Consider the following 7,043-nt stretch of genomic DNA (forward strand, 5'->3'; position numbering starts at 1 on the left):
GTGTTGACCGGCAGCAGGACGGAGAAGGCCTGCCAGATGACGTCATAGAGGCCGGCCTTCTTGATCTCGTCGATATAGATCGCATCGGCCTTGCGCAGGATATCGGCCTTCTCCTTGGAGACGGCGCCGGGAATGCGGATGCCCAGACCCGGTCCCGGGAAGGGATGGCGGCGGACAAAGGCTTCCGGCAGGCCGAGCTCGCGGCCCAGGGCGCGGACCTCGTCCTTGAAGAGTTCGCGTAAGGGCTCGACCAGTTTCATCTTCATGCGCGCCGGCAGACCGCCGACATTATGGTGGGATTTGATGGTGACCGACGGGCCGCCATCGAAGCTGACGCTTTCGATCACATCGGGATAGAGCGTGCCCTGGGCGAGGAAATCGGCGCCGCCGGCCTCCTTCGCCTTTTCGTCGAACACATCGATGAAGAGGCCGCCAATGATCTTGCGCTTGGCTTCCGGATCCTCGACGCCCTTGAGCGCCGTGAGGAAGAGGTCCTCGGCCTCGGCGTGGACCAGCGGGATATTATAATGCTCGCGGAATAGGTCGACGACCTCGTCGGCCTCGCCCAGACGCATCAGGCCGGTATCGACGAAGACGCAGACCAGCTGGTCGCCAATCGCCTCGTGCAGCAAAACCGCCGCGACGGAACTGTCGACGCCGCCCGAGAGGCCACACAATACGCGTTTGTCGCCAACCTGGGCGCGGATCTTGGCGATCGCCTCATCCTTGAAGCTCGCCATTGACCAATCGCCGCGGAAACCGGCGATGAAATGGGTGAAATTCTTGAGCAGTTCGGCCCCGCGCGGCGTGTGCACGACTTCGGGGTGGAATTGCACCGCATAGAATTTGCGCGCCTCGTCGGCAATCGCCGCATAGGGCGCATTGCCCGAAGTGGCGATGACCTTGAAACCGTCCGGCAGGGCGCTGACGCGGTCGCCATGGCTCATCCAGACGCGTTCTTCATGGCCGATCGGGCCAAAGCCGGCAAATAGCGGGCTGTCGGCAACGATCTTGATATCGGCCCGGCCGAACTCGCGCTCTTCGGACGCCTCCACCTTGCCGCCGAGCTGGGAACACATGGTCTGCTCACCATAGCAGATCCCCAGCACCGGAATACCGCGCGTGAAGACCGACGGGTCGGCCTTGGGCGAATTGTCCCAATGGGTCGAGTGCGGCGAGCCCGACAGGATGATCGCCTTTGGGGCGTAGCTGTCGATGAAAGCCTTGTCGGCGCGGTTATAGGGATGGACTTCGCAGAAGACCCCGCTCTCGCGCAGACGCCGCGCGATCAGCTGGGTGACCTGGCTGCCAAAGTCGATGATGAGGGCTTTTTCGTGTTGATCAGTCATGCGCTCTCATTCCCGCAGGCGCGGGCTTTCCGGGGACAAAATGTGGGGGTTATGGCCGAGCTCGATATCAGCATGGCGCCGGATAGCGCGAGTCAGCCGCGATGACCAGCAAGGAATCCGGTTTTCGCGCGGGCGAATGAGTCATGGCAGCCGCGCGTCAGTGGAAAATGGCTGAATCAGGTCCGGAAAATGGCCAAAATGCGACAGGCACCGGGACAGGCCGCTGCCCCGTCCCGCCCGCTCATAAACCGTACATCTTACTGTAATTAATTGCATTTCCGTAACCGCCCGGTCATCCCGCGACCATCTTTACCGGCGCTTGTATGGCTGCAGGCGGGAGACATCGGACATGCAGGAAATCATTGGCCAGGCTCCGATCTTTATCGGCGGCGCGCCGCGCTCGGGGACGACCCTGCTGCGCGCCATCGTCAATACGTCGAAGGGCATTGTCTGCGGCCCTGAATCCCGGATCGTGCCGGCGCTCGCGGCCCTGTCCTCACAGATCGAGCAGCTGCACATGCCGGTGCTGGAACGGCAGTACGGGCTTGATGCCGACATGCTGCACCAGCGCTTCGCCTCCACGATCAATGGCTTTCTGGCGCCGCTGCAGGCGCAATCGGGATGCCGTATCGCCGAGAAGACGCCGGCCAATATTCTCCACTTCACGCAATTGCGCCGCCTGTTTCCCGGCAGCCCGCTGGTCGGGATTGTTCGCGATGGCCGTGATGTCGTCGCCTCGCTGCTGACGATGGACTGGCGGGACGCCCGCACCGGCCAGCCGCTGGCGATCACGCGCGACCCCGCAGCAGCGGCCCACCTCTGGGTCGAGAGCGTTGAAGCCGGCGCGGCGATGCGCGAGGACCCGAATTATTTCGAGCTGCGCTATGAAGCCCTGGTGCGCCACCCGCGCGACATGATCGCCGGCCTGTTCGCCTTCCTTGGCGAGGACAGCGATGCCATCGAGGCGGCGCTGGACCATGCCAGCACCTTCAATCCGGCCTCGGGCGCAAATGAATCGAGCAATGACCGCGTCGCCCAGCCCATCGACACCCGCTCGATCGGACGCTGGCGCGCGGCGCTCGACGCGTCGCAACATGACTGCGTCATGCGGATTGCCGGCCCCGCCCTGTCGCGGCTGGGTTATGTCTGAGGCTGCAAGCGGCACCGGGTTCGTCTTCCTCGGCGGCTGCCCGCGCTCGGGCCTGACCGTGATGCGCCGCCTGCTCGACGGGCATTCGCGGATTCATTGCGGTCCCGATACCGGCCTGCCCGTGGCCATCGCCATGCAGTGGGAGAATTTCGCGACCCAGCTGGGCGATCTGCATCGTGAGGATTTCGGGCTCGAGGCTGAACAGGTCCGCGCCAATATGGCCGGGCTGCTGACCGGGCTGATCGGAGAAGCGGTGCGGGACAGGCCCGGCGACCTGCTGGTGGAAAAGACCAGCCTCAACATCCTCGCCTTCGAACGCCTTGGCCGCCTGCTGCCGGGGGCGCGCTTCGTCCATATCGTGCGCGATGGCCGCGATGTCGCCGCCTCGCTGCTGCAGCGCGACTGGCACGGCCCCGACGGCCGCCCCTTCGCCCATGTCAGCGATCCGGGCGCGGCGCTGCAATACTGGTGCGATCTGACCGGGATCGGACTGCAGGCGGAAACCGCCCTCGCGCCCGGGCGGGTGCTGCGCCTGCGCTATGAGGATGTGGTGAAAAAGCCGAAGCGAAGCGTGACGGCGCTGCTGCGCTTTCTCGACCTGGGTTACGAGCCGGCCATGCTGGAATACACCCGCCAGCCGATCGAGCTGATCGGACTGGAGCGCGACAGCCTGCCTCTGCTGGACGCGCCCCTGACCACCGCGCGGATCGGCGGCGGTCGCGCAGTGAACGCGGCGGTGAGCGCCGCAGTCGGCGACCGGTTGCGCGCGCTGGGCTATCGGGTGGATTGAGCGATCAGCTGCGGGCCTCGCCCGCGCCGTTCAGCCCCCTACCCCACACGCTCCATCACGCAGATGTAGAAGCCGTCGGTATCGGTGCGCGCCGGTGAGAGCTGCAGGGCGCCGTGATTGCCGACGCATTTCTCGAGGATTTCCTCGGCCCCCTTGGCGAGACCGCCCGAGGCCTGCATCGCCTTGATAGCAGGCACGGGCTTGAAGTTCTCGTGGCTGGCGAGGAAGGCGGTGATGCGATCCTCGTTTTCTTCCGGCAGGACGGAACAGGTGACATAGACCAGGCGGCCTCCCTGTTTGACATAGCGCGAGCCGCGCTCGAGCACGGTGTCCTGCTCGCCGATGCGGGTTTCCAGCGCGCGCTCGCGCAGACGCCATTTGGCGTCGGGCCGGCGGCGCCAGGTACCGGTACCGGTACAGGGCGCATCGCAGAAGACGACATCCATCTTGCCCACGAGGTCGGCGAGGCATTTGTCCTCCTCGGCATCCTGGACCTGGACATTGTGGGCGCCGGCACGCTTCAGGCGTGGCCAGATGGCGCGCAGGCGGCGCCAGTCGATATCCCAGGCATGGATCTGGCCGGTATTGTTGAGCAGCGCGGAGAGCGCCAGCGTCTTGCCGCCGGCGCCGGCGCAGTAATCGAGGATCTGCATGCCTTCGCGGCCACCCGAGGCGAGCGCTGCCAGCTGCGAGCCGATATCCTGGACCTCGACCCAGCCCTTGCCATAGGCCGGAATGCTCTCCGCCGCCGCCGACTTGCCGCGCGGATCGCGCTGCGGGATGCGGATCGCCATGGCGGCGAGCTCTGAAGGCTCGGCGGTTTTCAGCTTGGAGCTGACTTCCTTGAACGCCTTGTCGAAGCCGACCTGGACTTCATTGACGCGCAGATCGACCGGCGCGCGCGAGCACAGCTCATGGGCCTCTTCCTCGGCCTTGTCACCGAAGGCGCGCTGGAAACTGCCCTCGAGCCATTGCGGAAAATCACCGCGGATATAGAGCGGTGCGTCGGAGATATCGCGCTCCAGCCCGCTGCGCTCGGCATTGGTCAGGGTTTCGGGCGCATGTGGGTCACCCTCCATCATGGCGTCGATTTCCTCGACGAAGAGGCCCCAGACGCGGGCGACGGTGCCGAAAGCGAGTGCGCGGGCGCTGTCATCCTGCATCGCGTGGCCGACCGAGGACTGGTGACGCAGGGCGTCGAGGACCAGGCCGGTGATCCAGGCGCGGTCGCCGGAACCGGCATAGCGATTGGCCTTGCCCCAGTCGCGCACGGCGTCCTTGACCGGCGTGTGCTGACGCAATTGGCTGTCGAGGATTTCAATCGCCGCGGCGATCTTGGCTGCATCTCTCATTTTGGCTGTGCTCCGCCATAGCTGGTGGCGAGCTGTTGGCAGATCGCGATCGGGTCGGTCAGGAAACGGCGATCATTCGCGGTCTCCACCTTGGTATGGGATTCTGTCTCGCCCGCCAGGATCAGGGTCGGCGCATTCTGGTGCGCCTCACCCAGAAGGGCGATGATTTCCGGCCGGGGCCGGGGGTATTCGATGCGGACGATAGTGACGGCCTCGCTCCAGTGTGGATTGCCGAGCAAGGCGCCCTCGATCAGGCAGCAATCGGCACACAGGCGTAGCCCGTCAACGCCGTCCCAGGCGCCGGTCAGCAGGAAGAGGATATCCTTGCCGGTCTCGATGGCGGGCTGCATCTGCATCATCGCGTCATCAGCTCCACAGCGAGCACGACCCAATAACCCAGCAGAACCAGAAGACTGGCGGCGAAGGCCATGAAGCGTGAGCGCAGATGATTGCTGGTGACATGGATCAGCGCGTGCAGCAGGCGCAGCCCGATATAGGCCCAGGCGATGACAACCAGCAGGACGCTGGTCGAGCCGGCGATCAGGGCAAAGGCGATGCCGGCATAGAAGAGCACCGGCGAGGCGAGCTGGTTTTCATAAGCGTTGGAGACCTGCTGGATACGCACCGGCCAGCCGCGCTGGCCGAGCGCGATATCGGCGACCTTGACCTTGCCGGAAGCGACGGCGCCATAGCGCATCGCGCCCATGGTGAAGACCAGCGCGAAGGTCAGGGCAACCTGGATGAAGACCGGGTAGAGCAGTGCGTAATTCATCACTTGGATCCTTGTTCAAACGGGGTGGCGAGCCAAGGCTCGCCGCCCCTCCCGGTCAATCGACAAAGGTGCAGACAGGCCATACGCGCCCGTCACTTGCCAGACATCAAACGCCCTAGCTCTGCGTCGGATAATTCGGCGCTTCGCGGGTGATCTTGACGTCATGGACATGGCTTTCGCGCAGGCCTGCATTGGTGATGCGGACGAATTGTGCCCGCTCATGCAGATCGGCAATCGTCCTGGAGCCGGTATAGCCCATCGCCGCGCGCAGGCCGCCGACCATCTGGTGCAGGATCGGTGCGACCGGGCCCTTATAGGGCACCTGGCCTTCAATGCCCTCGGGCACCAGCTTCATGCGCTCGGTATCCTTCTGGAAATAGCGGTCGGCCGAACCCGCCGCCATCGCCCCGAGCGAGCCCATGCCGCGATAGGATTTGTAGGACCGGCCCTGATACAGGAAAACCTCGCCGGGCGCTTCTTCGGTGCCGGCCAGCAGGGAGCCGACCATGATGGCATCGGCGCCGGCGGCGATCGCCTTGGCCATGTCGCCGGAATATTTGATACCGCCATCGGCGATGATGCAGGCGTCCGAGCCCTGTGCCGCGCGCCGCGCTTCCATGATCGCGGTCAATTGCGGCACGCCGACACCGGCGACGATCCGCGTCGTGCAGATCGAGCCCGGCCCGATCCCGACCTTGACGCAATCGGCGCCGGCCTCGATCAGCGCCTTGGCACCGTCATAAGTGGCGACATTGCCGGCCACGATGCGCGACAGATTCGACGCCTTGCGGATGCGCTTGACCTGGTCGAGCACAGAGGAGCTCTGGCCATGGGCGGTGTCGATGACGACGACATCGACGCCGGCCTCGATCAGCGCGATGGCGCGCTCATAGCCGCTATCGCCGACCGTGGTCGCGGCAGCGCAGCGCAGCGAGCCTTCGCGATCCTTGGCGGCGGTGGGATGGGCCTGGGCCTTTTCCATATCCTTGACGGTGATCAGGCCGATGCAGCGGTGCTCGGCATCGACGACCAGCACGCGTTCGATCCGGTGGCGGTGCAGCTTGGCGCGCGCCTCGTCCTGGGTCGCGCCCTCATTGACGGTGACAACGTCGCGCGTCATCAGATTGCCGACCTTCTCATTGGGATCATCGGCAAAGCGGACATCGCGATTGGTGATGATGCCGACCAGCTTGCCCGGCTTGCCCGGGGCCGCGCCCTCGACAACGGGAATGCCGGAGATCCGGCGTTCGGCCATCAGGGCCCGCAGCTCGGCCAGGGTCGCGTCCGGCGAGATCGTCACCGGATTGACCACCATGCCGCTCTCGAAACGCTTGACGCGGCGCACTTCCTCGGCCTGCTCGGCAATGGTCAGATTGCGGTGGATCACCGCCAGCCCGCCGGCCTGCGCCATGGCAATCGCCATATGCGCCTCGGACACCGTATCCATGGCCGCAGCCATGATCGGGATATTGAGACCGCAATCGCGCGCCACGCGTGTGGACACGATGGCGTCGGCGGGAAGAACATCGGACGGGCCGGGCTGCAAGAGCACGTCATCGAAGGTCAGACCTTCACGAATCTCCATCAGAGACTCCTTTTCGCTGCTTGCGGCGCGGCTATAACAGGTGTG

General features: G+C 65.0%; 7 protein-coding genes. 2 read left to right on the top strand and 5 right to left on the bottom strand.

The genetic code is table 11. The features are described 5' to 3' along the window. Positions 1 to 1,349, bottom strand: a 1,349-nt coding sequence (guaA, locus tag AAC023_RS12850) for a glutamine-hydrolyzing GMP synthase (RefSeq protein ID WP_339741595.1), incomplete at its 3' end; no start/stop codon positions are given. A 349-nt stretch (positions 1,350 to 1,698) separates the two neighbouring features. On the opposite strand from guaA, the gene AAC023_RS12855 reads away from it, so the two are divergent. After that, positions 1,699 to 2,499: a sulfotransferase gene (locus AAC023_RS12855; protein ID WP_339741596.1), complete on the top strand. Its 801-nt coding sequence runs from the start codon at positions 1,699 to 1,701 to the stop codon at positions 2,497 to 2,499. After that, complete coding sequence (locus AAC023_RS12860; protein ID WP_339741597.1) at positions 2,492 to 3,289, top strand: sulfotransferase; 798 nt, start codon at positions 2,492 to 2,494, stop codon at positions 3,287 to 3,289. Before AAC023_RS12855 ends, AAC023_RS12860 begins: the two co-directional genes overlap by 8 nt. Positions 3,290 to 3,327: 38 nt before the next feature. On the opposite strand, the gene AAC023_RS12865 is transcribed toward AAC023_RS12860, so the two are convergent. The 4 genes from AAC023_RS12865 to guaB form a co-directional block, all read right to left on the bottom strand. Further along, complete coding sequence (locus AAC023_RS12865) at positions 3,328 to 4,641, bottom strand: RsmB/NOP family class I SAM-dependent RNA methyltransferase (protein WP_339741598.1); 1,314 nt, start codon at positions 4,639 to 4,641, stop codon at positions 3,328 to 3,330. Continuing rightward, on the bottom strand, positions 4,638 to 5,000 hold the full coding sequence (locus tag AAC023_RS12870) for a DUF3088 family protein (RefSeq protein WP_339741599.1): 363 nt from the start codon (positions 4,998 to 5,000) through the stop codon (positions 4,638 to 4,640). The genes AAC023_RS12865 and AAC023_RS12870 overlap by 4 nt, the downstream gene beginning before the upstream one ends. Beyond that, the gene (locus AAC023_RS12875) at positions 4,997 to 5,413 is read right to left on the bottom strand and encodes an MAPEG family protein (protein ID WP_339741600.1); all 417 of its coding nucleotides are present in this window, start codon (positions 5,411 to 5,413) and stop codon (positions 4,997 to 4,999) included. Before AAC023_RS12875 ends, AAC023_RS12870 begins: the two co-directional genes overlap by 4 nt. A gap of 115 nt (positions 5,414 to 5,528) precedes the next feature. After that, positions 5,529 to 6,998, bottom strand: a complete 1,470-nt coding sequence (gene guaB / locus AAC023_RS12880; protein WP_339741601.1) for an IMP dehydrogenase — start codon at positions 6,996 to 6,998, stop codon at positions 5,529 to 5,531. Positions 6,999 to 7,043 lie beyond the last annotated feature (45 nt).

The organism is uncultured Maricaulis sp. (assembly GCF_963976135.1).
Lineage (GTDB): Bacteria > Pseudomonadota > Alphaproteobacteria > Caulobacterales > Maricaulaceae > Maricaulis.